This is a genomic window from Prevotella sp. AM34-19LB (assembly GCF_003468525.1).
In the GTDB taxonomy this organism is placed as follows: Bacteria; Bacteroidota; Bacteroidia; order Bacteroidales; family Bacteroidaceae; genus Prevotella.
In genome coordinates, this window is sequence record NZ_QSIG01000043.1 from 1 (window position 1) to 25,106 (window position 25,106).

A 25,106-nucleotide genomic window follows, 5' to 3' on the forward strand; every position below is an offset into this window, starting at 1 on the left:
ATTTCCTCCAGTTTCTCCAATAAATCCTGTAAAATGTCCGGTGCATATGACTGCCGATAGGCTAGATGGTCTTCAACGGTCCATCCATTTACCCCAACCTTATGTTTTTGTCTTCTCGATAAAATCTGTTGATGATATCTACGACTTTCTGAGCATCCTTGTCCTCCTTGCCGCAGTCGATGAAGTCTGACTTTTCCTGATTTCAGTAGACACTTTTTTACTTTATAAACTAGAAAGGTAGACACTTTCAATTTTATAAAACTGAAATAGTAGACACAGAGTTTTACTGTTTACAATTGCAGCTTTTTGCCCAGGCACTTTCTGCCTAGAACAATGGCGAAAAGAGTTATTTCGATGCGCAGCAGGTGAGGGTGACCATAAAGAGCAAGAGATTTGCAGATGGAATGAAGTATCCTGTAAAGAAAAAGTGAAACAATGAGACTTCTATGAGTTGCCTGGCTTGCGTGGATTTGGCGTTTCAAACATTAAAAATATGCTTCAATTCTATGAATTGTGGAAAGATGTATTAAATCGTCAGCCAATGGCTGGCGATTTGCAAGACGTTGATAATGAGGAGATATTGCCCACTCATGCCTTGCTGATGTTAAATCGTCAGCCAATGGCTGACGATTTGGACGTACATGATTTCTTCTCCATTAGTTTTAGTCATCATTGCGAGATAATGTCCAAGACATCTACAGTAGAAGAACGTGTGTTCTACATCCATCAACGTAGATTTTTCCTTTCACACTTAAACGCTTGATTATAATCGTGTTATTGTGTTTGTGAAAGGGTGATGAAATTCAAATTTTTATTTTTTTTGAGTCTGTTTGTGAAGGTGACATTATGGCACTAACTATTCACCAAAGTTAGTTAATGCCTTGGGCAGAGTGTAACTGTCCAAGGCTATTGTTTAATTTATATTGAATCCTCTTTTGCAAGTGGACTCATTAAATGGTTGTGCAAATTCATCAGTTCTTCAAGGATGTTGCGAATGACATCTTGTTCATTAAGACCATATTCCTTAAATGCTTTGCGAGCTAACCAAAGATTATTTCCTATAGCCTTTTCTGTATCAAATCCATAGTCGGATAAAATTTCTCGATATAAGTACTCATTGGGAGCTTCTTGATAGGTATAGTTGTAATAAGATTTGCCCTTCTTGAGATGCCTGAAACCAACAAATCCTTGTTCCTTGTCTGTTACGGTCAGTTCTATTAAATCATCAAATATGTAACGATGATTTTTCTCTTCCCCTTTTACCAATGAAAGTTGCTCGTTAAGTGCAGCTGTGATTTTCATCATTATCGCACTATTGTTTATTTTTACAATGGATGCTGTAGTTGCCTCAATTAATTCTTTGGGAACAACAGGAATGAGTGTATTCTGGAAAAACTGATATTTTGCTCTTATGCACTTTTCTTTATTCTTGCCATACATCATGAGATATAGCGGATGGATGAAAGTGTTTTTCTTGAAATCATCATTCAAGTACAATGCCCCCAATTCCTTCGCAGCATTAAAGAATTGTCTTGCTGTAACTTCATATGTTTTGTGCCAAGCCAAATCTGCGAATCCTAGATATACTGGGAAAGACAGATGTTGAATATCATAATCTACCATATTGGCAATTTCCAATTGGCTTACTTTATTTAGTGCTGTTGTCAAGTTAGCTTCGCGAAGATAAAAAAGATTGAATATTTGAATTACGCCTTCAAGTTTCTCACCTTTAGTTGCATAGTATTCTGAAAACAGCCTACCTATGCATTCCATAGTGGGGTCTGAGGAAAATTCATACCAATCGGCTCTAAGCTTACCATCATCAAAGAAGCTAAGTTGTTTCAATTCTTCTGGAGTATTTATTGCAGCATGATCGGGGCGTTTGAAGTTTGCGGCACCAGGATTCTTCATGACAACAGATCCTTTAACTTCCCACGAATTACCAAATTTCAAAATGGTTCTCCATCTAATGCCATCACCTTTTGATCCTAAATTTGTATAATGTGTAAAAACCTTCATTTATCTATTCTCCTTATTTATTAAGTTTACTACTACTTTTACCATTACGTTTTTTTCTCTGTTCGGCTTTCTGCAATCATCAGTGTCAGAGTTGCAAGCGTTTTACATTCTAGTAATTGTTATTCGTTTTTATACAAATCCCATAGGCCTTTTGCCCAATCTTTCATTGTCTTGCGCAGCGATTGAGGCTCCATCACTTCAATCATGTTTCCAACACGAAGTAGCTCCATGATAAAATCGTATGTAGGACGAAGCGTTAGTTCAAAATCCGCATAAGCGTCACAGGCATACAGTTCCCTTTGTGAAATATGGATAGGCAAAGAACGTACATACTGCTGATGCTGCTTGTATGCACGGATAACGATTCGTTCTATAGCAATATTCTCATCAGTAACTATGCTGAAAAACGTGGAGAAATATGCCTTGGCATTGAAATCTTTCAGGATGGAAAAACGTTTGTTTGTTACTTCTGCATTTTCCAAACGGTCAAGTCCGTAAATGCGCATTTTGTCATCATTGAGACTCTTTGCCAGTAGATACCAACGTCTTTGGAATATTTTCAAGCAATATGGCTCAACAAGAAATGTATAAGATTTCTTGTGCACAAAATTCTTGTGCGTTATGGATATTATCATGTTCGCTTTCATTGCCTCAATGATGATTTTCAAGAAATCACGATTGGATGGTATCTCTTCCAGAAGAATTCGATTCTTCAGTTGAAGACTTTGTGACAATGTGTTGGTTGTGGAATATGCATCTAAAAGCCAACGGACTATTTCACCATTGCTCAAACTTTCAGGATTCGTTATATAGTAACGATAGCCACCCTTCATGTTACATTCAATGTTCACACCAAATGCCATAAGAATGTTTCCTTTCCAGCGGTCGAACGTTTGTCGTGGTAAAGGTTCTCCATTACTGACGTTTATGTCACGCATCCACTTGTCATTGAGTTCCTTCAACGACATGCCACGTTCACCTGTGCAGTAGAGCGCGTTAACTATCCATATATATTTTTCTATTGTTGTCATTACTTATAAAATGCCATTTCTATTCTCATTTCATTACCACACGAATCATCTGTTTTAACATAGAGCCGATGTTTCCCCAACTGTCCTTTTGTCAAAATGCCTATTATCTGCTTTTCCACGTCTTCGACAGGATGAGTTGAAGATACACTTAGACAAATAAAACTATTTGCATTGCGTGAAATGTTATCCAATGCACCATACTTTTCTATGAGTTCTTTGAGGTAGTCAAAACGTTTAGCTGCATTGGACGCAATACTGTCAAGCCGCTTTATGTTAACATGGTTGGAATGATAAAGTATGCTGAGTTCTTGTAATGCAAGTTTTTTCTCAATACCGTATACACATTCTGTAATGCTATCTATGAAAGAAGAGCACCAACTGATGCGTTTGCTGTATTCTCTGTTTATCATTCTACGTTTCCATTTGCGCCAACATCTCTTTTGATATGGTATCCACGTATAGTCACGGCTGTTTTGCTTTGTCCATTTGCGATGACGATAGTATTTCATTTCGTTTCTGACCTCTTTGTGGAACGAGGCTATTGTCGCCATCTCACGTTTAGAAGGGATTATATCTGAATATTTCTCCTTGTATGAGCTTAATAATGAACTCTTTTTGTTGACTCCATCAAACAAATCATCAAAGGTTTCTTCACGTTGATATGGCAAATATCCATAAAAAGACGTATGCCATAAGCAGCACGCTGCAATTTCAGCATTAGGTGCTTTTACCTCATCGTCAATGACCAGCTCTTTGGAAAGGCAGTTCTCCCAAAGGGCACATTCTAAGGAAAATGCATCCAAATGCGTTTTCTCGCCTTCTTTATATAACGATACTCGAGCTTCTTTTCGTTCTATCAATTTAGGGTCGGAAGGAGCAAGACTTCGCAAATAGTCAAAATGTTGCTTGTAGGAAGCCAGTAATCCTCTAACGTCACAATTCTTATATCGATCAAGAATATATGGCGCAATCTCATCAAACGTAAGTGAGTCAAGTAATTCTTTCAAAGTCATAATAGTATTTATTTTTTTTGCAAAGTTATGGTTGGGATGTCCCAAAAACTGTGACACGTTTGCGAAAATACCATATAATTTATCATTTTCTCTCAAATACTTCTAATCCAGTGTTGCATATATAAAAAAGTCCTGTAAATCTTTCAATTTACAGGACTTCTTTTTGCGGAGAGAGAGGGATTCGAACCCCCGGTACCTCTCGGTACGACGGTTTTCAAGACCGTTGTAATCGACCACTCTACCATCTCTCCAAATTCGGTCGGATGACTATAGCTTGGTTTTCTTAAGCGGATGCAAAGGTACAACCTTTTTTTGATTCCACCAAATTTTTGAGGAACTTTTTGAGAAAAAATGTCGAAAAACATGGGAAATAGCTCTGAAAATGCCTCAGAACTGGCGAAAAAGGCATAAAAAAAGGGCTACCGCCGTAGCCCCAACCTTGATAACCTTAAATCTAATACTATGAAAAACACAGTGCAAAAATACGAAATATATCTGTTCCTTGTGTATAGAAAACAGAAAATCTATATTTTAGCTGTGATTTTTTACCTTTTTTAAGCGTTCTCCTTTCTATTTTAAATAACCTTTAGCCTTGAACTCTTCCATCAATGGCAAGGCGAGAACCTTGGCATCTGGGTGAGGAGCTCCTGTGGTTCCTAAAGCGCGGAGATCGAAGAAATGCTTCCAGTCGCTGATAAATGCGGTATGTACCAACTCTGTGTTGCAATCCAATGGCAGGATGGCACGAGCCTCCTGTGGTTTGCAGCCAGCTTCTATCAATTTCATATAGGCATATTCTGCAGCCTGATTGGCGAAGATCCAGGTGTCGAGCTTGCTCCATTCCTGTGCTCTGCCTTCGGCAATGTCGGCGCACATATCTTCCAATCGGTAATCTTCTTTCTCCTGAGAACCATTATAACCTTCTTCTTCTACCCAGGTAGGAAGGTTGATCGTAATTTCATTGTCGAACTTGTTCTTGGAGTAGTTGCAGTAGCGTGTGCTCTGCTCTGCCATAGAGTTGGCACGATGGCGGTTGTACTCACGGGTAATGGCAATTTGTGTGGTGAAATGAACGGTGATGCGGAGCTCGTGCTTTCCTTCCTCATAGTCGCTGAGGTATTTCAAATCATCCATCGCCTTGTTTTCTGCCAGAACACGGAGATTGGTAGTGATGTAATCCTTGCCGTCGATGGTGTGGCAGCGAGAGAACTTATTGCTTGTATAGAGTGGTAACTCCCCATGATTGCATACGAGATAGACTGTGCCGTGTTCCAACATTGCATAGTGCTCACTCTGTATCATTCTATCTACGAATGGCTTAGCCGAGTCGTTGGTGGTGTTGTTCTCACTTTTGTAGCACACTCTTCCGGCACGTTCTATCTGCTGATAGATGCCGAGTTCTCCTGGCTTTTGCAGCCAAATCTCATGTTGAGGCCTTTCTATTTTCATTGTTTTCTATTTTTATATCATTGATTGCTTATTATTATTACGGTGCAAAGGTACATTATTTTATGGAGACAACAAAATAATCGGGTGTTTTTTTCGTACTATATATATAATGTACTATATATAATAAGGTGTAATCATTGGAATATATGGAAATATACCCCAGTATATGAAAATAGGAACTAAAATCAATAATATAAATATATGGAAATAAAACCAATAGCAAGATTCCGTTCTCCGTTCAGCAGCAAGTTTGGTATTCCCAAGCAGGCTGGATTGGTGGCTGAACTGGAAGGACAGATTGTTTTTGAACCCGAATATCGCAATCCGGATTTCCTCAGAGGAATGGAAGGTTTCGATTTTCTCTGGCTTATCTGGGAATTCTCGGCAAATAAGCATAAGGCGAACAGTCCGGTTGTAAGGCCTCCGGTCTTGGGAGGTAACGAGAAGGTCGGGGTATTCGCTACCCGCAGTCCTTTCCGTCCGAACAACATCGGGTTGTCATCCGTGAAAATCTCCCGTATTGAATGGGAAACAAGCAAGGGACCTGTCATTCATGTAAAGGGTGGTGACCTGATGGATGGTACTCCCATCTATGATATCAAGCCTTACGTGGTGTATGCCGATTGTCATCCTGATGCACGAAGTGGATTCGTGGATGATCGGAAATGGGCGAAGCTGGATGTTGAGATTTCTGGGGAAGTAAGGGAATACCTGATTTGCCAGGGATTGAATGATGAGAAGATTGAAATCTTGAAAGAGGTTCTGGCGCAGGATCCTCGTCCGCATTACCAGAAAGACCCTCATAAGGTTTATGGAATGCCTTATGAGGGTCTGGATATTCATTTCTCTGTCAGCGAAAAGACGCTTACTGTTGTAAGGTAAGTGTTTGAAGCATTTAGAGAGAATGGTTTGCGATATGGTTTCTTACTTTGCAAAAGTAGCGAAGTTCACATTCTCAAGCTTGATTTTGCAAGTCTCATCGATATCCTGAGCCTTCTGATTGTAGAAGATATAGGTATCCTTGATGGTAATGTCGTGAACCATTCCCTCTGCGCCATGAGCTACGATGCCGTTCTTGCATCCACGAACATATACATTGCTGATGTGGATATCCTGGAAGTTTGGAAGATATTCCTGCTTCACTGGGGCATTGCTTTTCTTGGCTCCCACATGGTTGTCGAAGTAGGTGGTCTCAAAGGTGATGGCATCTCCTGTGATATCTGTCATATAGATATGGTCGATGAAGATGTTCTCCGAGGTGCCGCCTCGTTTTACGGCGCTCTTGAATCTCAAACCGGCATCTGTGCCCTGGAAGGTGTTGTTGCGAACCACGATGTTCTTCATGCCTCCTGAGAATTCGCTGCCGATAACGAAACCGCCATGGGCATGATATACGGTATTGTCCTGGATATTAATATTCTCGCAAGGACCGGCTTTTACTCCTGCAGCTCCTGCGCCACCCTTCATGCAGATTCCGTCATCGCCGGCATCCACGATGTTGTTTACGATGAGTACATCCTTGCAGCTTGAGATGTCGATGGCATCTCCGTTCTGTGCATTCCAAGGACACTTTACGGTAATACCGTCGATGATGACATTCTTGCATCGGGTAGGGATGAGGTGGAAGCGTGGACTGTTTAGTAAGGTAACACCCTGTACCAGTACGTTTTCACACTCGGTGAATCGAATCATGTGATTGCGTACTTTCTCCTGTGCTTCCATGTTGTCTGCTACATTAGGGGAATGTTTCAGATTATATGGATACCAGATATCACCTTTCTCATTGAGGGCACCTCCCATATCCTTGAAGCGATTCCATTCCCAGTCGCTTACCTTGACACGCTTCACGGGGCGCCACCATTCGCCATTACCGTCGATGGTTCCTTCTCCGGTGATGGAAATGTTCTTTCTCTTGCTGGCATTGATGGCTGGGGTAGCACGGTCTTCTTTCTGCCCGGTTTCATCATCTATCTTGATGAGGTCGTTCTTATCTTCCGAGAAGACGATGATGGCATTCTTTTCCAGATGCAGGTCGATGTTGTCCTTCAGGGAAATCAAACCGGTGAGATAGATGCCTGCAGGTACATTGAGGTGCCCGCCGCCCATCTTGCTCAGTTTACTGATAGCCTTGCTGAATGCCTGGGTATTCATCGCCTGACCATTGCCGTTGCCGCCAAAGTCCAGAATGCTAACCTGGTTGTCGGGGATGGTAGGCAGGGTAGGCTGCTGCATTTGTACTGGCAAGTTCTGATAGTACTTGCTGTAGTCTTTGGCACCTGAAGCAAATGAGGCTGCCGCCCATCCGCAGATTGCCAATAATGAAATCAGAATCTTTTTCATAAGTCTTTAAGTATTGTTTTGTTAATCTTTAAATTAATAAATGAGTAATATCACTTTCTAATGTCGTTACATTTGTTATCTCCTTTTCTGAATATGCAAAAAAGGCGGCTCTAACCGAAGTCAGAAACCGCCTAAATGAAAGGAGGAGTGGTACCACCAGGAATCGAACCGGGGACACAAGGATTTTCAGTCCTTTGCTCTACCAACTGAGCTATGGCACCATCTTGCTTTTTGCGGTTGCAAAGGTACAACAAAATTTTTAATTGAGCAAGAGAAAACCAAATATTTTCTCTTGCTTAATGTTTATTAACTAAAATCGCCTCTTTCGGTTTTCTTCCTCAGAGAAAGCGATTCGTTAAACTAGTCTTTCAGAGGATTCCATCCCTGCGCCTTGAGTTCGAATTCCTGACCATCGCGGGTAATGAGGAACTTGCCAAGGCTCTCCTTAGTGATGTAACCAATCTGCTTCACACCTTCCATTTCCTCAATCTTGGCATGGTCGCCGATAGGAACGGTAAAGAGAAGCTCATAGTCTTCGCCACCGTTCATGGCACAGGTAGTGAGGTTCATATTGAATTCCTCTGCCTGAACTGCTGTCTGGTAGTCGATAGGGATATTCTTCTCATAGACACGACAGCCGCAGTTGCTCTGTTCGCAGATGTGCATCAACTCGCTGCTCAAGCCGTCGCTGATATCCATCATAGCGGTAGGGCGGATGCCTGCCTCATGGAGCTGGGCTATGATGTCGCCGCGAGCTTCTGGCTGAAGCTGACGCTGCAGTAGGTATTCCTTGCCGGCGAAGTCTGGCTGGAAGTTACGCATTTCCTGCAAGTCTTTGTTGAGGGCAGCCAACTTCTGGTCGTCACCCTGCGCCTTTGCCTCTGACATCTTCTTGCGGATGTCTTCTACCTGTCCGTAATATACTGCCTTTTCACGTTCCAGAAGTTGCAGACCCATATAGGCAGCACCCAGGTCGCCTGTTACACAGATGAGGTCTGTTTCCTTAGCACCGCTGCGATATACGATATCTTCCTTTGCAGCTTCACCAATGCAGGTGATGCTGATGGCAAGACCGGTGAGCGAAGAAGTGGTGTCGCCACCTACGATGTCAACGCCAAACTTATCGCAAGCCATACGCAGACCTCTGTAGAATTCATCAAGATCTTCTACCTTGAAACGCTTGCTCAGTGCGATGCTTACCACCATCTGGCGTGGCGTTCCGTTCATGGCGAAGATGTCGCTGATATTGACCATGGCACTCTTGTAACCCAAATGCTGCATATCAATATAGGTCAGGTCGAAATGTACACCTTCCATCAGCATGTCGGTAGTCATCAGCACCTCCTTGTCGGGATAGTGCATCACCGCACAGTCATCGCCTACGCCATAAACAGTAGAGGCATTCTTGTTTTCATATCCTTTGGTGAGATGGTCTATCAGTCCAAACTCACCCAACTTAGCTATATCCAATTTTTACTTTGAACTTTAAATGTTGAACTTTATGATTAGCTTCTGCGAATCATTTCTCGCATAATCTCAGTCATCTTAGGCTGAGCAGCATTGGCAGCAATCTGTACCTCCTCATGGCTTACCTCTACAGGAACGTCGAAGCCGCCGAGGTCGGTGATGATGCTGATGCCGAATACCTTGATGCCGCAATGGCGGGCCACGATCACCTCAGGAACGGTGCTCATGCCTACAGCGTCACCACCCAGGGTTCGGTACATGCGGTACTCTGCCGGAGTCTCGAAGGTAGGACCCTGGACGCCCACATATACACCATGCTGAACAGGAATATCCTTCTCCTTGGCAATCTCGTCGGCAAGATTACGGAGCTGCTTGTCGTATGCCTCGTGCATATCAGGGAAGCGAGGACCGGTAGGGAAGTTCTTGCCACGCAATGGATGCTCTGGGAAGAAGTTGATGTGGTCGTCGATAACCATCAGGTCGCCAATCTGGAACTTAGGGTTCATGCCGCCAGAGGCATTGCTTACGAAGAGGGTCTCGATGCCCAACTCGAACATCACGCGCTCTGGGAATGTTACTTCCTTCATATTATATCCCTCATAGAAGTGGAATCTGCCTTCCATCGCCATGATGTCCTTGCCGCCCAGCTTTCCGAAGATGAGCTTGCCTGCATGTCCTTCTACGGTAGATACCGGGAAGTTAGGAATTTCACTATATGGGAATTCGTAACTATCAGTTATTTCTGAAGCTAATTGTCCGAGACCTGTTCCCAGAATGATTGCAGTCTTCGGACTTGTGCTCATCCTTTCTCTTAGCCAGGATGCTGTTTCTTGAATTTTTTCGTACATAGCTTATTATCTTTTCGTTAAAATTATCTTCTTGGTCAAGCATGAAGCTTACCTTGATAGGCAATTCGTACATGCTTTCTTTCACACTCTCGTAGAGTCCTTCTGCCTCTCTCAGTCTCACGGCATCCTTTTCTGTTGTGATGATGATGCGTGGTTCCGGCAAGGCTTCGAATGCCTCATTGATGCGGTCAATGTCTTTGTTCTTGAAGCGGTGATGGTCGCCGAAAGAGAGAGACTTCATCTCCTTGACCATCGGTTTCAAGTCGTGCTCCATCTGTTTTGGAGATGCTATGCCGGTGAGCAGAAGCACGTGATAGTCTTTTGGATCTTTCAGTTCTTTTCCTGTGAAAACACCCTTCAGTGTATCGTAGTCGATGCAGGTGAAGTAGAGTTTCTGGAAAGGATAGAGATCCATAGCCTTGGTGAGTACACGAAACTCCATAGGTTTCAGATCCTTCGGACATTTGGTGATAATCACGATGTCGGCACGGTTCTTTCCGCTTAATGGTTCGCGTAGTCTTCCTGCAGGTAGCATCTTGTCGTAGATGATGAGACGATGATAATCTACCAGAAGGATATTGATGCCTGGCTTGACATAGCGATGCTGGAAGGCATCATCAAGCAATACCACATCTACATCCTGGGTCTCCTCGTTGCTTTGCAGGTTGTTGATGCCTCTTACTCGTTTGGCATCTACCGCTACGTAGATATCAGAAAACTTCTGGTGCATCTGGAATGGCTCATCACCTATATCCGACATTTCTGTATTTTCATCTGCAAGTACATATCCGTGGCTCTTGCGTTTGTATCCACGTGACAGCACGGCAATTTTCACCTTGTCGTGCAAGAGGCGAATCAAGTATTCCACATGCGGGGTCTTTCCCGAACCGCCCACGGTGATATTGCCCACCGAGATGACGGGAATCGAGAAGTCGCGGCTCTTCTTCAATCCGATGTCGAAGAGCCAGTTGCGGAATCTTACGATGCTGCCGTATATCCAACTGAGCGGTAGCAGCCAATCGTTGATCTTTATCAGATCTCCTTCTGTTCTCATTTCCTCACTCCTTTTTTATACCTTATTATATATATTAATGTATATTCAGTACGAATGGCATTGCTGCCTGCACTGGTTCTTTCTCCTTGATGTTGCGAATCATCATAAATGGTTGGTAGAGGTCACCCAGTGTGAGTCGTAACTGCTCATCGAGATAGTTGCCGCCGCTGCCTGACAGTCCGTCTAAAAGCTGGTCTATCCAGTCTGCAGGCATAGGATACTCTGTGGTTCCGTAATCGGAAACCTTGGCAAGTTGGGCTGCCTTGGCAACAGCGTCGTCGAGACAGCCAAAACCGTCAATCAGTTTGATGCTCTTGGCATCGGTTCCGAGCCATACTCTTCCTTGTGCAATCTTCTCCACTTCTTCGGTCTTCATCTTTCTGCCATCAGCCACACGCTGGCGGAAGAGGCCATAGCCGCGGTTTACATAAGCTTGGAGATGGCCGATTTCTTCTGCACTCCAAGGACGGGCACTGCCGGCACTGCCGTAGGCACTGTTCCGGTTGGTCTTTACCTCGTCATATTTGAATCCCAGCTTCTTGGTCATCAGGTCACTGATGTCTGGCAAGGCACCGAAGATACCGATGCTACCCGTCAGTGTTGTTGGCTGAGCCATGATATAGCTGGCACCCATACTCATATAGTATGCACCCGAAGCTGCCATACCACCCATGGATACCACTACTGGTTTTTTCTTGTTGAGCTGACTGACTGCACGCCAAATTTGTTCTGAGGCATAGGCATCGCCTCCACCTGAGTTGATGCGGAGTACCACAGCCTTGATGTTCTTGTCGTTGCCCAAATCCTGCAGATCCTGGATTACATCGTTGCTCACAATCTGCTGCTCGCTGCCGAATGCGCCTGGAGTTGCTACTCTTACGATTTCTCCCTGGCAATAATATACGGCAATCTGGTCGCCAAGGAGGTTACTGTCATCTACGGCTGCGTTTACATCGCCCATAGATACCTGACAAATCTTCTCGTCGGTTTTCAGACCGAGCTGTTTCTTTATTACGTCTCTGATTTCATCATAATAGCAGAATCCATCTACCATCTTTCTGGATTTCAGGAGCTTGGTGTCATCGAATGCCATAAGTCCGTCTGCATAGCGATTCAGGGAATCCTTGGAAATGTTTCGGCTCTTGCTGACATCTGCCAGAATCTGATTCCAGAGACCTCCGATATATCGGGTAACCTGTTCGCGGTTGGCATCGCTCATCTTGTCCTCTGTGTACATTTCTGTGAAACTCTTGTATTTGCCCACCTTTACAATGGTGAAGTGAACGCCAAATTTGGCAGCCACATCTTTTATATATTGTGTCTGTGAGGCAATACCGTGCCAATCTACCGAACCTTCCGGGTTCACATATACCTTGTTGGCAACCGAAGCCAGGTAATATCCACCTTGGGTCATGGCATCACCATAGGCGATGATCCACTTGCCGCTCTTCTTGAAGTCGGCAAGAGCGTTGCGGATTTCCTGCAATGTAGCGTAGTCTGTACTCAGAATACCCGTTTCCAGATAGATACCCTTCACCTTATCCTCCTGTTTTGCCTTCTTGATGGCTGAGAGGATATTGTTCATGCCAAGGTTGTTGTATTGGTTGCCGGTGAGCTGTCCCAACCAGTCGTCGTTTGCCTGATCACTGATCTGACCTTGCAGCTTCATCACCATCACAGAGTTGTCTTTCAGTGAAGGAGTCTTGCTGCTGTTGCACATCATACCAATGAGTGTGATGACGGCGAGAATCACCATGATGATTCCGAATCCGAAGATACCTACGATGGTAGCGGCTACATTCTTGAAAAATTGCTTCATAATTCTATCTATATTACGTTGATACCGATTTATTTTTCTGCAAATATAGTAAAAAAGTAACAAATGACAAAGAGAATTGTACAAAAACACCGAAAAATGGTGAAAATATAACGTTGTGTTAACAAAAAATGCTTATCACAGCAAGGAAGTTCGTATTGAAGAACAGTACGGATGGACAGAGTGAACTCACTTGTTATCTACCCAAGAAACCAACGGGTGGCTTCAGCATTTTTAGGTAAAGGCTGACAGAAATGTCAGTAGATGCGTAGCGGTGAGCGTGCCAAAGTGTCAGTTTTGACGCTTTGGCACGCTTTTCGTATAGGGTGAGGGTGTCTGACGTATGCCCGAATAGGCTGAAGTGAAGACGAAAAATAGAAGTAATAACAAATTAAAATATAAGAATCATGAATATTAAACCATTAGCAGATAGAGTGCTGGTACTTCCTGCACCAGCTGAAGAAAAAGTAGGTGGAATCATTATCCCTGATACAGCAAAGGAGAAACCACAGCGTGGTAAGGTCGTTGCTACAGGTAAGGGTACCAAGGATGAAGAGATGATTCTCAAGGAGGGTGATACTGTTCTCTATGGTAAGTATGCTGGTACTGAACTTGAGTTTGATGGTACTAAGTATATGATGATGCGCCAGAGCGACGTTCTCGCTGTGGTAGAAGAGTAATTGATAATTAACATTTTAATTAAGAATAAGGAAATGGCTAAGGATATTAAATATAATATGGATGCCCGCGACCTCTTGAAGAAGGGTGTTGATCAGTTGGCAAATGCAGTAAAGGTAACTCTCGGTCCTAAGGGACGCAACGTGGTAATCGAAAAGAAGTTTGGCGCTCCTCAGATTACTAAGGATGGTGTTACCGTTGCTAAGGAAGTAGAGTTGGAGAATAAGTTTGAGAATACTGGTGCTCAGCTTGTTAAGAGTGTTGCCAGCAAGACTGGTGATGATGCCGGTGATGGTACTACAACAGCTACTATCCTGACTCAGGCTATCGTAACTGAGGGCTTGAAGAACGTAACTGCAGGTGCTAACCCAATGGATTTGAAGCGTGGTATCGACAAGGCTGTTGCTGCTGTCGTTGCCTTCATCAAAGACCATGCTGAGCAGGTAGATGACAACTATGACAAGATTGAGCAGGTGGCTACCGTTTCTGCCAACAACGATGCTGAAATCGGTAAGCTCTTGGCTGATGCCATGCGCAAGGTTTCCAAGGATGGTGTCATCACTATCGAGGAGAGCAAGAGCCGTGATACCAACATCGGTGTAGTTGAAGGTATGCAGTTCGACCGTGGTTACTTGAGCGGTTACTTCATGACAGATGCTGACAAGATGGAGTGTGTAATGGATAACCCATACATCCTTCTTTATGATAAGAAGATTTCTAACCTGAAGGAGTTCTTGCCAATTCTCCAGCCAGCTGCTGAGAGCGGTCGTCCTTTGTTGGTTATTGCTGAGGATGTTGATTCTGAGGCTTTGACAACATTGGTTGTTAACCGTTTGCGTGGCGGTTTGAAGATTTGTGCAGTAAAGGCTCCAGGTTTCGGCGACCGTCGCAAGGCTATGTTGGAGGATATCGCTGTATTGACTGGCGGTGTTGTCATTTCAGAGGAGAAGGGCTTGAAGTTGGAGCAGGCAACATTGGAAATGCTGGGCTCTGCTGACAAGGTTACTGTTACCAAGGATAATACAACAATCGTAAATGGTCATGGTGAGAAGGCTAATATCCAAGATCGTGTAGCTCAGATCAAGAACGAGATTGAGAACACCAAGTCTTCTTACGATAAGGAGAAGCTTCAGGAGCGTTTGGCTAAGCTCGCTGGTGGTGTTGCTGTTCTCTACGTAGGTGCTAACTCTGAGGTAGAGATGAAGGAGAAGAAGGATCGTGTTGACGATGCTCTCTGCGCTACCCGTGCAGCTATCGAGGAAGGTATCGTTGCTGGTGGCGGTACTACTTATATCCGTGCTCTCGAGGCTTTGAAGGATATGAAGGGTGACAACGCCGATGAGACAACTGGTATCCGCATCGTAGAGCGTGCTATCGAGGAGCCTCTCCGTCAGATTGTAGCCAATGCTGGTGGCGAGGGTTCTGTAGTCGTTAATAAGGTTCGCGAGGGCGAGGGTGACTTCGGTTACAATGCCCGCAAGGATGTTTACGAGGATATGCGTCAGGCTGGTATCGTAGATCCTGCTAAGGTTGAGCGTGTTGCTTTGGAGAACGCAGCTTCTATCGCTGGTCTGTTCCTGACAACAGAATGTGTCCTGGTAGATAAACCAGAGCCAGCTCCAGTTGCACCTGCTGCAGCTCCAGGTATGGGCGGTATGATGTAATAGAGTGCAAATTTGCAACCTAAATATAACAAATAGGGGTGATTCTCAGTGAATTATCCCTATTTTTTTGTTTTTTTAGCAATTGATATGCAAAAAATCGCAAAATTGTTTGGTGCTAATACGCTTTTTTTGTAACTTTGCAAGCGAAAAGAAAAGGTAATACCGACCGTGAGGTCGATGAAGATATTTTTTTGATTTGTTTTAGTAGATTAGTTTTTAAGTAGTTTGTTTTTGAAAATCGGTTGTCGTGAGACATCCGATTTTTTTTGTGCTCATCTCAAAAATATGCTTAATCTTATGGCTAGCTCAGAAAAATGTTGTATCTTTGCAGAACAAATAGTTTTTTGAGTATCATGCATAATATTGATTGGAAAAAGGCATTGGTCTTCCTGGTCGTTATCGGAGGACTGATTTATATAACAAAGGCGGAGTTAGGAATGACTACTACGAATTCTTTCCTTACTACGCTAGGTATCTTATTGCTTCTCTTCATCGGTGATAACTTCGCACAGAAGATCGATGATGACAGAAAACGCAGAAAATTGAATGATGATGGAAAAGCTAATTAATCTCTACAAGCAATGGACTGGCGAAGAGCCTGCTGATGTCATCAAGCTGGCAGGGCAGGGAAGTAACCGCCAATATTTTCGTATCATCAAGCAGGATGGGGATACGGTGATAGGTGTTATCGGTACGAGCCGTGATGAGGATCACGCCTTCGTGTATCTGGCTAATCATTTCAACCTCCGTCAGTTGCCGGTGCCTAAGATTCTGGCTGTGAGTGATGATGAACTCTGCTATATCCAGACAGATCTGGGCGGAACTTCGCTCTTTGATGCCATCAAGGGCGGAAGAGAGGCTGGCGGCAGATACAATCAGAAGGAGAAGGAACTCCTGAAGAAGACAATCCGTGAGTTGCCTAACATCCAGTTGCGTGGTGCACGTGGGCTGGATTGGTCCAACTGCTATCCTCAGCCGGAGTTTGATATGGATAGCGTACTCTTTGATCTCAACTATTTCAAGTATTGTTTCCTGAAACCGACAGATTTGGATTTCCATGAATTGAAGTTGGAAGCTAACTTCCGCCTTTTTGCGAAGGATTTGACGTCAGAAAAGATGGATTGTTTCCTCTATCGCGATTTCCAGGCTCGCAATATAATGTTAGACGAAAATGGCAATCCGTACTTTATTGATTTCCAAGGTGGCAGAAAGGGACCTTTCTATTATGATTTGGCTTCCTTCCTTTGGCAGGCTTCAGCCAAGTATTCCTTTAAGCTTCGCCGCGAGTTGGTATGGGAGTACTATCAGTCGCTGAAAAACTATACCGAGGTGCCATCTGTGCGTCATTTCGTGCATCGCCTGAGTCTCTTTGTGCTCTTCCGTACCTTGCAGGTGTTGGGTGCCTATGGATTCCGTGGCTATTTCGAGCGCAAGAAGCACTTCATAGAGAGTATTCCGCCGGCTATCCAGAATCTGCGTGATCTGCTGAAGATGGGCGAGAAGGTTTTCCCATATCCATATATGATGGATATGTTGCGCCGACTCACCGAGTTGCCACAGTTTAAGCGCATCGAGAGTACGGCTATGACCCGTGCTGATGGTTATAAGATTACAGATAACAATATCTACCATGCGCATCCGCAGGATGGGCCTGCCACTTATTCCAAGTATGATGGTAAGGGACCGTTGGTAGTTCGCGTATTCAGCTTCTCCTTTAAGAAGGGAATCCCTGAAGATCCGTCAGGAAATGGCGGCGGTTATGTATTCGACTGCAGAAGTACCCACAACCCAGGTAGATATGAACCTTACAAGAAACTTACGGGATTGGATGAGCCAGTAATCCGATTCCTTGAGGATGATGGTGAGATTCTGACGTTCCTGGAGAGTGTCTATAAGTTGGCAGACCATCACGTGAATCGCTATATCCAGCGCGGTTTTACCTCCCTGATGTTCTGTTTCGGTTGTACGGGCGGTCAGCATCGCAGTGTGTATTCAGCCCAGCATCTTGCCGAACATATCCACGAGAAGTTTGGCGTAGAAGTGCAAATATGTCATAGAGAACAGCATTTTGAGCAGGTTTTGCCTGCAAAACAATAATATTTAGCGTGCAAATTTGGCTATCTCGCAAAAAGTTAGTAAATTTGCACGCACATTAATATATAGCTATTTAGCAATGATGCAAGCAATGATATTCGCAGCAGGTTTGGGCACTCGCCTGAAGCCACTTACTGATCGCATTCCGAAGGCATTGGTAAGTGTCGGGGGAGAACCTTTGCTCAAACGTGTCATCTTTCAGTTGAAGGATGCCGGTTTCACTCGTATTGTGGTGAACGTGCATCATTTCTCTAAACAAATCATCGATTATCTTCGTGATAATAAAAATTTCGGTATGGACATCCGTATCAGCGATGAGAGCGAAAAACTCCTCGAAACGGGTGGTGGTATCAGGAAGGCATGGCCACTCTTCGATCAGACTGAGCCTATCCTGATTCATAATGTGGACATCCTGAGCAATGTGGATCTGAAGAAATTCTATCAGATGGAGTCGAAAGAACTTTCAGATGATTCTTCGGATTCCATGAAGGAGAAGGCTCCCTTGGCTGCCCGCCTTCTGGTGAGCGAACGCAAGACCAAACGTTATCTCCTCTTCGATGATACCATGCGATTGGTAGGCTGGACGAATATAGAAACAGGTGAGGTGAAAAGTTCTTATCCTGATCTCAATCCAGAAGATTATAAGATGTATGCTTTCTCTGGCATCCACATGGTAGCCCCATCGCTTTTCCCGCTGATGGAGAATGAACCGGATAAGTTCCCCATTATGGACTTCTATCTGAAGCATTGCGACAAGGTTCGTATTGAGGGATACGTGAAGAACGACCTCAAGCTGATGGATGTGGGAAAGCAGGAGACGCTGAAAGAAGCGGAAGCATTCCTGAAAGAATTATGAATTGTAAATTATAAATTATAAATTAGACAATATGCAACAGAAGATTATTATTTTGGATTTCGGTTCACAGACCACACAGCTGATAGGCCGTCGTGTTCGTGAGCTTGATACCTTCTGCGAGATTATGCCTTACAACAAGTTTCCAAAGGATGACCCATCTGTCATTGGTGTCATTTTGAGCGGTAGCCCTTATTCCGTTCATGATCCGGAAGCTTTCAAGGTAGATCTGAGCCAGTTTATCGGTCGCATCCCTGTGCTCGGTATCTGCTACGGTGCTCAGTTCCTCTCTTACGCTCAGGGCGGTAAGGTGGAGGCTGCTGACAGCCGTGAGTATGGTCGTGCTAACTTGGAGCAGTTCGACAAGGAGAATCCATTGTTCAAGGGATTCATCGAGAACTCTCAGGTTTGGATGAGTCATGGCGATACCATCACAGCTATTCCTGAGGACTATAAGTGCATCGCTTCTACTGCCAATGTGAAGTATGCTGCTTATGCTTCTACCAAGCAGCCTGTTTGGGCTGTACAGTTCCACCCAGAGGTGTTCCATTCTTTGCAGGGTACACAGCTCTTGAAGAACTTCGTGGTAGATATCTGCGGTAGCAAGCAGGATTGGAGTGCTGACTCTTTCGTTGAGACTACTGTAGCAGAGTTGAAGGCACAGTTGGGCGACGACAAGGTTATCTTGGGTCTTTCTGGCGGTGTTGATTCCAGCGTAGCTGCTGTTCTCTTGAACAAGGCTATCGGCAAGAACCTTACCTGTATCTTCGTAGATCACGGTATGCTCAGAAAGAATGAGTTCCGTGATGTAATGGAGGATTACAAGTGCTTGGGCTTGAACGTGATTGGTGTTGATGCTTCTGAGAAGTTCTTCACTGATTTGGCTGGTGTTACAGATCCTGAGGAGAAGCGTAAGATTATCGGCCGCGACTTCGTAGAGGTTTTCAACGCTGAGGCTAAGAAGCAGACTGGTGCCAAGTGGTTGGCTCAGGGTACTATCTATCCAGACCGTATCGAGAGTTTGAACATCACTGGTAAGGTAATCAAGAGCCATCACAATGTAGGTGGTCTTCCTAAGGAGATGAACCTTCAGTTGTGCGAGCCTTTGAAGTGGTTGTTCAAGGATGAGGTTCGTCGAGTAGGTCGCTCTATGGGAATGCCTGAGCACCTGATTACCCGTCATCCATTCCCAGGTCCTGGTTTGGCTGTTCGTATCTTGGGTGATATCACTCCAGAGAAGGTACGCATTCTTCAGGATGCAGATGATATCTATATCCGTGGCTTGCGTGAGTATAAGGTGAAGTTGAGTGGTGAGGAAGCTCGCCGCGTCCTGGCTGCCGGTGTTCCTGCTGACATGCAGAATGGTGAGATCGAGGTTTCTCTCTACGATCAGATTTGGCAGGCTGGTACCGTATTGCTTTCTACCGTCCGTTCAGTAGGTGTAATGGGTGATGAGCGTACATACGAGCACCCAGTTGCATTGCGTGCCGTAACAAGTACTGATGCGATGACTGCCGACTGGGCTCATCTCCCATACGACTTCATGGCTAAGGTAAGTAACGAGATTATCAATAAGGTAAAGGGCGTTAACCGCGTTTGCTATGACATCTCTTCAAAGCCACCTTCGACAATTGAGTGGGAGTAAATTCCACGTCAATGAATGGGAGTAATTCCACGTTTTTAAGAGTGGAAATGATATAAAAAAGACCAACATTTGAGTTTGAAATTCAACTCAGATGGTGGTCTTTTTTCTTATTAATGAGTACTGAGTACTTTTGGAATGATGTACTCAGTACTTTTTGTTTTTAATAACCGTCATTCTGCTTCAACTGCGTGTTAGCATCACGTGCACCCTGTGGGATAGGGAGATAACGGTTGGTGGTCTTGAATACACGATCCTCAATCTTCTTGTCAGCTGCAGAAGCATTTACATTGATAGTGGCACGCATACCAGGAGCCACAGACTTATCCATGCTTACAGTACCTACCTGACGCTCCAATGTGCAGTTCAGCAAGGTCTCAGCCAACATCTTGCCACTGGCATCTTTCCAGCGTAAGATATCTGCACGGCGGATACCTTCACCTGCGAACTCAACACCACGCTCGCGACGAATCAACTCGCGAAGCTTCTCCTTGGTATTGTACTTAGCTTCATCTACATTAGGCATACCTACACGGTTACGAACCATATTCAGGTAGGTATAAACTTGAGCAGAAGGACCATTCAATTCATTCTCTGCCTCGCAGTAAGTTAGCAATACTTCTGCATAGCGGAAGACGATAGGCTGACAGGTTGTGTTCCAGATATCAGGATACTGGTTCATAGGTGCCAAGTACTTACCCCATGTCAAACCAGTCTTTGAACTGTTGTTGGCTGCGAGATAATAGTTGGCATTGGTAGCTCCATTAATCGTCTTGTCGAGTGTATTGAAGATAGCCTCTTTACCATTACCATTGATGTAGTCACAACCAGGATAGATGACAGTCATTGCCATACGTGGGTCACGGTTGTTGAATGGATGGGTAGGATCATAGCCAGAACCCGGTTCGTCCTTGGTCAAGCCGTTTGCCATTTCATAGGTGTCGATCAAGCCGTAGCTAGGAACGATAGAAGACCAACCGCCATCAGCATTGTTGTACATACGGCCAATCACATCGTTATAGTAGTCGTTTTCTACAGCCTGTACAGCAAGGATGATTTCCTTGGAATCCTGACCTGCTACATTGAACAGGTTAGCATAGTCTGGATCCAACTCATACTGATTCAATGCAATGATCTTCTCTGCACGATCCTTAGCAGTAGCATAGTCTCCATAATAGAGAGCCTCTCGCATACGGAGAGCCAAAGCTGCACCCTTGGCAATGCGACCACGGGCTGCAGGAGTTACATTGATATCGTTTACCAACTCGTCGAGTTCTTTTTCGATATACTCCTTCACCTCCTGCTCGGTATTACGAGGTACCATCGCTTCCTCTGCAGTTGCATAGCTTTCGATGAGAGGCACACCACCATAGTTCCAGTTCATCAGGAAGTAGCGGTAAGCGCGGATCCAGCGAGCCTGAGCCTTGATATCCTTCTTGGCAGCTTCTGGCATGTTACACTTATCTACGTTAGCCAACAACTCGTTGACGCGGCGGATGCGTGAGAAGTCGTACCAGTCTCTTCCGCTAGATGCGGTCAAGGTACCATTACCGATAGGAGTATAACCCTCCCAAGGGAACTGGTCGTAACCGAAGTCACTTGTACCATCCCAATACAGGAGGAAACCGTCCCAACCCCAACCGGAGTTGTACTGGTCTTGCCAGTTGTTGTAACAGCCAACGAGGAACTTGTCTGCGTCTTCCTGAGTCTGCCAGGTGCTGACAGGTGAAAGAGCATCCTTTGGGGCTGTATCGAGGAAATCGGAGCATGAGGTTGCCAAGAGGGCGGTCATGCCGATGAATATATATTTCTTAAGATTTCTCATGATAATATCCTTTTTAAGTTATTAGAATGTTACGCTCAAACCGAATGAGTGAGTGCGGAGCAATGGATAAGAGCTGAGTCGCTGACTGGTTGCCTCTGGATCCACGTTGATGTCGAGATTGTCGATTGTGAACAGGTTCTCGCAAGAGTAGTAACACGTACCTTGTTGACATGAAGGAATTCGAGTGCCGACTTAGGAAGTGTATAACCCAACTGCAAGTTCTTCAAACGGCAGTAAGATACATTCTTGAGCCAGAATGTAGAAACAACATTACGTGAAGAGCTAGGAGAGTTTGTGTCAGTAAACAATCGTGGCATCTTAGGATTTGACTTGTTGTAGGTCCAAGAGTCTCTCCAGATGGTTGCTGGGTGAGAGCTGTCGCCCACAAAAGCACCCTCTACCTCGTATGCATCGAAGTAGCGATAAGCCTTAAACTGTCCGTTGAAGAACAAGGAGAGGTCGAAGCCCTTCCAAGCTGCGTTCAGGTTCAAACCGAATGTCCAGCGAGGAACAGAACTACCTGCATAGAAGCGGTCGTTCTCTGCATCAATCTTGCCGTCACCATTGATATCTACATATTTCAAGTCACCAGCCTTGAACTTACCACCACTGAATGGGCAAGCACCCTTTGAACCGTCTGCTGGCCAGTAGTAGTCCATGTATTCCTGTGCTTCCTTATCTGTCTGGAAGAATCCGTCAGCCTTATATACATAGTAGCTGTTGAACTCTTGACCCGCAGCGTTGCGCTGGTTGTAGCCAGTACCTACGTATCCCTTACCTGGCATGCTCTCAATCTTGTTCTTGTTGTATGCAACATTCAAGCCTGCGCCTACAGTCACCTCACCAAACTTATCGTTGTAGTTGAGGCTCATCTCGACACCCTGGTTGCGCATCTGACCCACATTGTCAAGATAGCTACCCAAAGCGAACTCGTAAGGAGCATCTACAGAGATCAAGATACCATCTGTAAGACGGTTGTAGTAATCAACAGATGCAGTAATCTTGTTGTCGAGGAATCCCAGGTCAACACCTACGCCCCATGTGGTCGCCTTTTCCCAAGTGATGGTGTTGATCTTGTATGAACTCTGGTAGTATCCGGATGTTACCTTGCCGTCGAATGCATACTTGGCGTTGATACTGTATGTATTGATAGCTGGATAGTAGTCGCTCAAAGCCTCCTGGTTACCCAATTGACCCCAAGATCCGCGAATCTTGAAGTTAGAGAGCCAAGACTTGGTACCCTCCATGAAAGCTTCCTCGCTTACACGCCATCCTGCAGAGAATGATGGGAAGTAACCCCAACGATGACCATCTGCGAAACGGCTGGATGCATCAGCACGGAGGTTAGCCTCAAAGAGGTAACGGCCTGCAAAGTCGTAGTTAACACGACCAAACCATGAAAGCATATTCAACTCACGGGTATTTCCCTGTGCCTGCTGGGTAGATACATCACCCGCATTGATATCGGTCACATTATTGTTAGGGAAGTTCTTGCGGTAAGTGTACCAATACTTATAGTCGTAAGCCTCTGCATGCCATCCTGCCAAAGCCCCAACGGTATGCTGTCCGAAGGTCTTGTTGTAGTTCAACAATGCTTCGAAAGTTTTACGTTCCCACTTATATACTCGTTCATCGTGGAAATTTGGATCGGTCTTCTTGTTCGCATTGTAAACGAAGAACTTCTGGAAGTAGTCGTAGTTCTGGTTGTCGTTTACATAAGATGCACTCAACTTAGCTGTCAAACCGTCAAGAATCTTGTAATCAACACCGAAGAGACCTGTGAAGTTGGTATTGCGGCGATATACCTTCAGATCGTTGTCGAGCCATGCAATAGGGCTACCATCAGAGATAGTTCCCCATGTGCCGTCGTCATAACGAGCGGTAATCCATGGTGAAATCAAGTTGAGCTGACGGATGATCTGGTCAGAACCACCACCTGCGTATGCAGAAGAAGGGTCGGTATAATCGTTCTTGATGTAAGCGAGATTCAGGCGGGCTGTAAGGCGGCTGTTGATCTTCATCTCCAGGTTGGTACGGCCGTTTACCTGCTCACGGCCAGCGTGAGGCAAGATACCCGACTGCTTCAGGTAACCTACAGATGCGAGATAGTTTACGCTCTCAGTAGCACCATTCACGCTTACGTTGTGGTGCTGCAGAGAACCTGTTTTGTAAGCCAGGTCGTACCAGTCGGTATTAGGGAGTGCATTGATTTCCTCTTCAGTGGCGAATTTCTTAGCCTTGCCCTCGCTTTCGAGCGCATCATTCAGCATGTGGGCATACTCGTATGAATCCAGACGGTCGATCAGGCTGGTTGGATTCTGCACACTCACATAACCATTATAAGAAACTTGAGGCTTGCCGCTCTTACCACGCTTGGTAGTGATAAGGATAACGCCGTTGGCAGCCTTGGAACCATAGATGGCAGCAGAAGCAGCATCCTTCAATACAGAGATGCTCTCGATATCGTTAGGGTCGAGGCTACTCATGGTACCAGACTCTACGCCATCAATCAAAATATAAGGAGAGGAAGAGTTGAGGGTTCCCACACCACGTACGTTGATGCTACCTGAGTCCATACCCGGAGCACCATTGGTACCGCTGATGGTAACACCAGGCATCATACCCTGGAGTCCACTCTGCAAGTTCTGGATAGGACGGCTTTCCAAAGCCTTGCTATCTACTGATGATACAGAACCGGTGAGGTTCACCTTCTTCTGTGTACCATAACCTACAACTACAACTTCATTGAGCTCCTTGTCTTCAGACTTCATGGTAATCTGCATGTTGCTTGCAGCTGTAAGAGTCTGTGGATTGAAGCCGATGTAGGAAATTGTAATCTTGCCATTAGGATTTTTCAGACTGAGGGAGAAATTTCCGTCTAGGTCGGTTACTGTTCCATTGGACGTGCCAACTTCCATCACGGTAACACCGATAAGAGGTTCGCCTTGATTGTCAACAACACGTCCTGTTGCTACTTTCTTCTGCTGTTGGATGCTGGTGGTAGGGGGGTCAAGTTGTCAGCTTTTACCATTGTACCATTTGCAAACGCAGGAGACATGGAAGTCAGCGCACAAATCAGCAACGCTGTCTTCATTTGGTCTTTAGGTTTCATGTTCTTACTCATATTATTTATGTTAAGAGTTGATGTTTAATAAAGATTTAGTGTATATACTTAGATCTTAATTCGGTGGCAAAACTACAAAAAAAATATGTAATAAGCAAGTAAAATGGATTTTTTTCTAATAAACGTGAAAAATATGTGTTTTTTCAAAAGTAGGGGAGTAAAATGTGGCTCTTTTTCTTTTATACCTTA

Annotated in this window: 19 protein-coding genes, 2 tRNA genes and 1 pseudogene; 9 read left to right on the forward strand and 13 right to left on the reverse strand. The window is 44.7% G+C overall.

Annotated elements, in window-relative coordinates; translation table 11 throughout:
* Nucleotides 1-190, forward strand: a 190-nt coding sequence (locus tag DW830_RS16660; protein WP_233544512.1) for a hypothetical protein, incomplete at its 5' end; no start/stop codon positions are given.
* A gap of 303 nt (nt 191-493) precedes the next feature.
* Nucleotides 494-763, forward strand: coding sequence for a DUF1016 domain-containing protein (locus DW830_RS12080; protein ID WP_119250079.1), 270 nt, complete (start codon nt 494-496; stop codon nt 761-763).
* Between the two features lie 155 nt (nt 764-918).
* Here the strand turns inward: DW830_RS12080 and DW830_RS12085 are convergent, their stop codons facing one another.
* The 5 genes from DW830_RS12085 to DW830_RS12105 form a co-directional block, all read right to left on the reverse strand.
* Nucleotides 919-2,019: a hypothetical protein gene (locus DW830_RS12085; RefSeq protein WP_119250080.1), complete on the reverse strand. Its 1,101-nt coding sequence runs from the start codon at nt 2,017-2,019 to the stop codon at nt 919-921.
* 119 nt (nt 2,020-2,138) lie between these two features.
* The gene (locus tag DW830_RS12090; RefSeq protein ID WP_119250081.1) at nt 2,139-3,050 is read right to left on the reverse strand and encodes a helix-turn-helix transcriptional regulator; all 912 of its coding nucleotides are present in this window, start codon (nt 3,048-3,050) and stop codon (nt 2,139-2,141) included.
* Entirely contained in the window at nt 3,050-4,159 is a 1,110-nt protein-coding gene (locus DW830_RS12095) for a DUF6557 family protein (RefSeq protein ID WP_119250082.1), read from the reverse strand. Before DW830_RS12095 ends, DW830_RS12090 begins: the two co-directional genes overlap by 1 nt.
* A 70-nt stretch (nt 4,160-4,229) precedes the next feature.
* Nucleotides 4,230-4,314, reverse strand: a tRNA-Ser gene (locus tag DW830_RS12100).
* 319 nt (nt 4,315-4,633) lie between these two features.
* Nucleotides 4,634-5,512: an FAD-dependent thymidylate synthase gene (locus DW830_RS12105; RefSeq protein WP_119250083.1), complete on the reverse strand. Its 879-nt coding sequence runs from the start codon at nt 5,510-5,512 to the stop codon at nt 4,634-4,636.
* 201 nt (nt 5,513-5,713) lie between these two features.
* Between DW830_RS12105 and tsaA the strand changes: the two genes are divergently transcribed.
* Nucleotides 5,714-6,394 carry a tRNA (N6-threonylcarbamoyladenosine(37)-N6)-methyltransferase TrmO gene (gene tsaA, locus DW830_RS12110; protein WP_117662822.1) on the forward strand — a complete coding sequence of 227 codons (681 nt, stop codon included), beginning with the start codon at nt 5,714-5,716 and terminating at the stop codon, nt 6,392-6,394.
* Nucleotides 6,395-6,436: 42 nt separating this feature from the next.
* On the opposite strand, the gene DW830_RS12115 is transcribed toward tsaA, so the two are convergent.
* The 6 genes from DW830_RS12115 to sppA all read right to left on the reverse strand — a co-directional run bounded on the left by DW830_RS12115 (nt 6,437) and on the right by sppA (nt 13,040).
* The gene (locus DW830_RS12115) at nt 6,437-7,852 is read right to left on the reverse strand and encodes a glycoside hydrolase family 28 protein (RefSeq protein ID WP_119250084.1); all 1,416 of its coding nucleotides are present in this window, start codon (nt 7,850-7,852) and stop codon (nt 6,437-6,439) included.
* 148 nt (nt 7,853-8,000) lie between these two features.
* Nucleotides 8,001-8,073: transfer RNA gene (locus DW830_RS12120), tRNA-Phe, on the reverse strand.
* Between the two features lie 139 nt (nt 8,074-8,212).
* Entirely contained in the window at nt 8,213-9,322 is a 1,110-nt protein-coding gene (gene thiL, locus DW830_RS12125; RefSeq protein WP_119250085.1) for a thiamine-phosphate kinase, read from the reverse strand.
* A 35-nt stretch (nt 9,323-9,357) separates the two neighbouring features.
* On the reverse strand, nt 9,358-10,167 hold the full coding sequence (locus DW830_RS12130; RefSeq protein ID WP_118310987.1) for a purine-nucleoside phosphorylase: 810 nt from the start codon (nt 10,165-10,167) through the stop codon (nt 9,358-9,360).
* A complete protein-coding gene (lpxK, locus tag DW830_RS12135; protein ID WP_119250086.1) occupies nt 10,052-11,221 on the reverse strand; it encodes a tetraacyldisaccharide 4'-kinase in 1,170 nt (389 codons plus the stop codon). The genes DW830_RS12130 and lpxK overlap by 116 nt, the downstream gene beginning before the upstream one ends.
* 34 nt (nt 11,222-11,255) lie before the next feature.
* On the reverse strand, nt 11,256-13,040 hold the full coding sequence (sppA, locus tag DW830_RS12140) for a signal peptide peptidase SppA (protein ID WP_119250087.1): 1,785 nt from the start codon (nt 13,038-13,040) through the stop codon (nt 11,256-11,258).
* A 404-nt stretch (nt 13,041-13,444) separates the two neighbouring features.
* Here sppA and groES point away from each other — a divergent pair, with 404 nt between their 5' ends.
* The 6 genes from groES (at nt 13,445) to guaA (ending at nt 19,971) form a co-directional block, all read left to right on the forward strand.
* Nucleotides 13,445-13,717, forward strand: a complete 273-nt coding sequence (gene groES, locus DW830_RS12145) for a co-chaperone GroES (protein WP_117662833.1) — start codon at nt 13,445-13,447, stop codon at nt 13,715-13,717.
* A gap of 33 nt (nt 13,718-13,750) precedes the next feature.
* Nucleotides 13,751-15,379 (forward strand): chaperonin GroEL, encoded by a 1,629-nt coding sequence (gene groL / locus DW830_RS12150; protein ID WP_119250088.1) that lies wholly within the window; start codon nt 13,751-13,753, stop codon nt 15,377-15,379.
* A gap of 353 nt (nt 15,380-15,732) precedes the next feature.
* Nucleotides 15,733-15,948 (forward strand): transporter, encoded by a 216-nt coding sequence (locus DW830_RS12155; protein ID WP_089544277.1) that lies wholly within the window; start codon nt 15,733-15,735, stop codon nt 15,946-15,948.
* The gene (locus DW830_RS12160; RefSeq protein WP_119250092.1) at nt 15,932-17,476 is read left to right on the forward strand and encodes a phosphotransferase; all 1,545 of its coding nucleotides are present in this window, start codon (nt 15,932-15,934) and stop codon (nt 17,474-17,476) included. The genes DW830_RS12155 and DW830_RS12160 overlap by 17 nt, the downstream gene beginning before the upstream one ends.
* 76 nt (nt 17,477-17,552) lie before the next feature.
* Nucleotides 17,553-18,329 (forward strand): nucleotidyltransferase family protein, encoded by a 777-nt coding sequence (locus DW830_RS12165; RefSeq protein ID WP_119250089.1) that lies wholly within the window; start codon nt 17,553-17,555, stop codon nt 18,327-18,329.
* A gap of 31 nt (nt 18,330-18,360) precedes the next feature.
* Entirely contained in the window at nt 18,361-19,971 is a 1,611-nt protein-coding gene (guaA, locus tag DW830_RS12170; RefSeq protein ID WP_119250090.1) for a glutamine-hydrolyzing GMP synthase, read from the forward strand.
* A gap of 160 nt (nt 19,972-20,131) precedes the next feature.
* On the opposite strand, the gene DW830_RS12175 is transcribed toward guaA, so the two are convergent.
* Nucleotides 20,132-21,793 (reverse strand): RagB/SusD family nutrient uptake outer membrane protein, encoded by a 1,662-nt coding sequence (locus tag DW830_RS12175; protein ID WP_119250091.1) that lies wholly within the window; start codon nt 21,791-21,793, stop codon nt 20,132-20,134.
* 21 nt (nt 21,794-21,814) lie between these two features.
* Nucleotides 21,815-24,824 (reverse strand): annotated as a pseudogene (locus DW830_RS12180) (SusC/RagA family TonB-linked outer membrane protein).
* Nucleotides 24,825-25,106 lie beyond the last annotated feature (282 nt).

What these genes read in the sequence shown, in the direction of transcription:
- DW830_RS12155 (WP_089544277.1), top strand. Translation starts at nt 15,733, where the DNA reads ATGCATAATATTGATTGGAAAAAGGCATTGGTCTTCCTGGTCGTTATC.
- sppA (WP_119250087.1), bottom strand. Translation starts at nt 13,040, where the DNA reads ATGAAGCAATTTTTCAAGAATGTAGCCGCTACCATCGTAGGTATCTTC.
- groL (WP_119250088.1), top strand. Translation starts at nt 13,751, where the DNA reads ATGGCTAAGGATATTAAATATAATATGGATGCCCGCGACCTCTTGAAG.
- guaA (WP_119250090.1), top strand. Translation starts at nt 18,361, where the DNA reads ATGCAACAGAAGATTATTATTTTGGATTTCGGTTCACAGACCACACAG.
- DW830_RS12115 (WP_119250084.1), bottom strand. Translation starts at nt 7,852, where the DNA reads ATGAAAAAGATTCTGATTTCATTATTGGCAATCTGCGGATGGGCGGCA.
- tsaA (WP_117662822.1), top strand. Translation starts at nt 5,714, where the DNA reads ATGGAAATAAAACCAATAGCAAGATTCCGTTCTCCGTTCAGCAGCAAG.
- DW830_RS12105 (WP_119250083.1), bottom strand. Translation starts at nt 5,512, where the DNA reads ATGAAAATAGAAAGGCCTCAACATGAGATTTGGCTGCAAAAGCCAGGA.
- DW830_RS12165 (WP_119250089.1), top strand. Translation starts at nt 17,553, where the DNA reads ATGATGCAAGCAATGATATTCGCAGCAGGTTTGGGCACTCGCCTGAAG.
- lpxK (WP_119250086.1), bottom strand. Translation starts at nt 11,221, where the DNA reads ATGAGAACAGAAGGAGATCTGATAAAGATCAACGATTGGCTGCTACCG.
- groES (WP_117662833.1), top strand. Translation starts at nt 13,445, where the DNA reads ATGAATATTAAACCATTAGCAGATAGAGTGCTGGTACTTCCTGCACCA.
- DW830_RS12090 (WP_119250081.1), bottom strand. Translation starts at nt 3,050, where the DNA reads ATGACAACAATAGAAAAATATATATGGATAGTTAACGCGCTCTACTGC.
- DW830_RS12085 (WP_119250080.1), bottom strand. Translation starts at nt 2,019, where the DNA reads ATGAAGGTTTTTACACATTATACAAATTTAGGATCAAAAGGTGATGGC.
- DW830_RS12175 (WP_119250091.1), bottom strand. Translation starts at nt 21,793, where the DNA reads ATGAGAAATCTTAAGAAATATATATTCATCGGCATGACCGCCCTCTTG.
- DW830_RS12160 (WP_119250092.1), top strand. Translation starts at nt 15,932, where the DNA reads ATGGAAAAGCTAATTAATCTCTACAAGCAATGGACTGGCGAAGAGCCT.
- DW830_RS12130 (WP_118310987.1), bottom strand. Translation starts at nt 10,167, where the DNA reads ATGTACGAAAAAATTCAAGAAACAGCATCCTGGCTAAGAGAAAGGATG.
- DW830_RS12080 (WP_119250079.1), top strand. Translation starts at nt 494, where the DNA reads ATGCTTCAATTCTATGAATTGTGGAAAGATGTATTAAATCGTCAGCCA.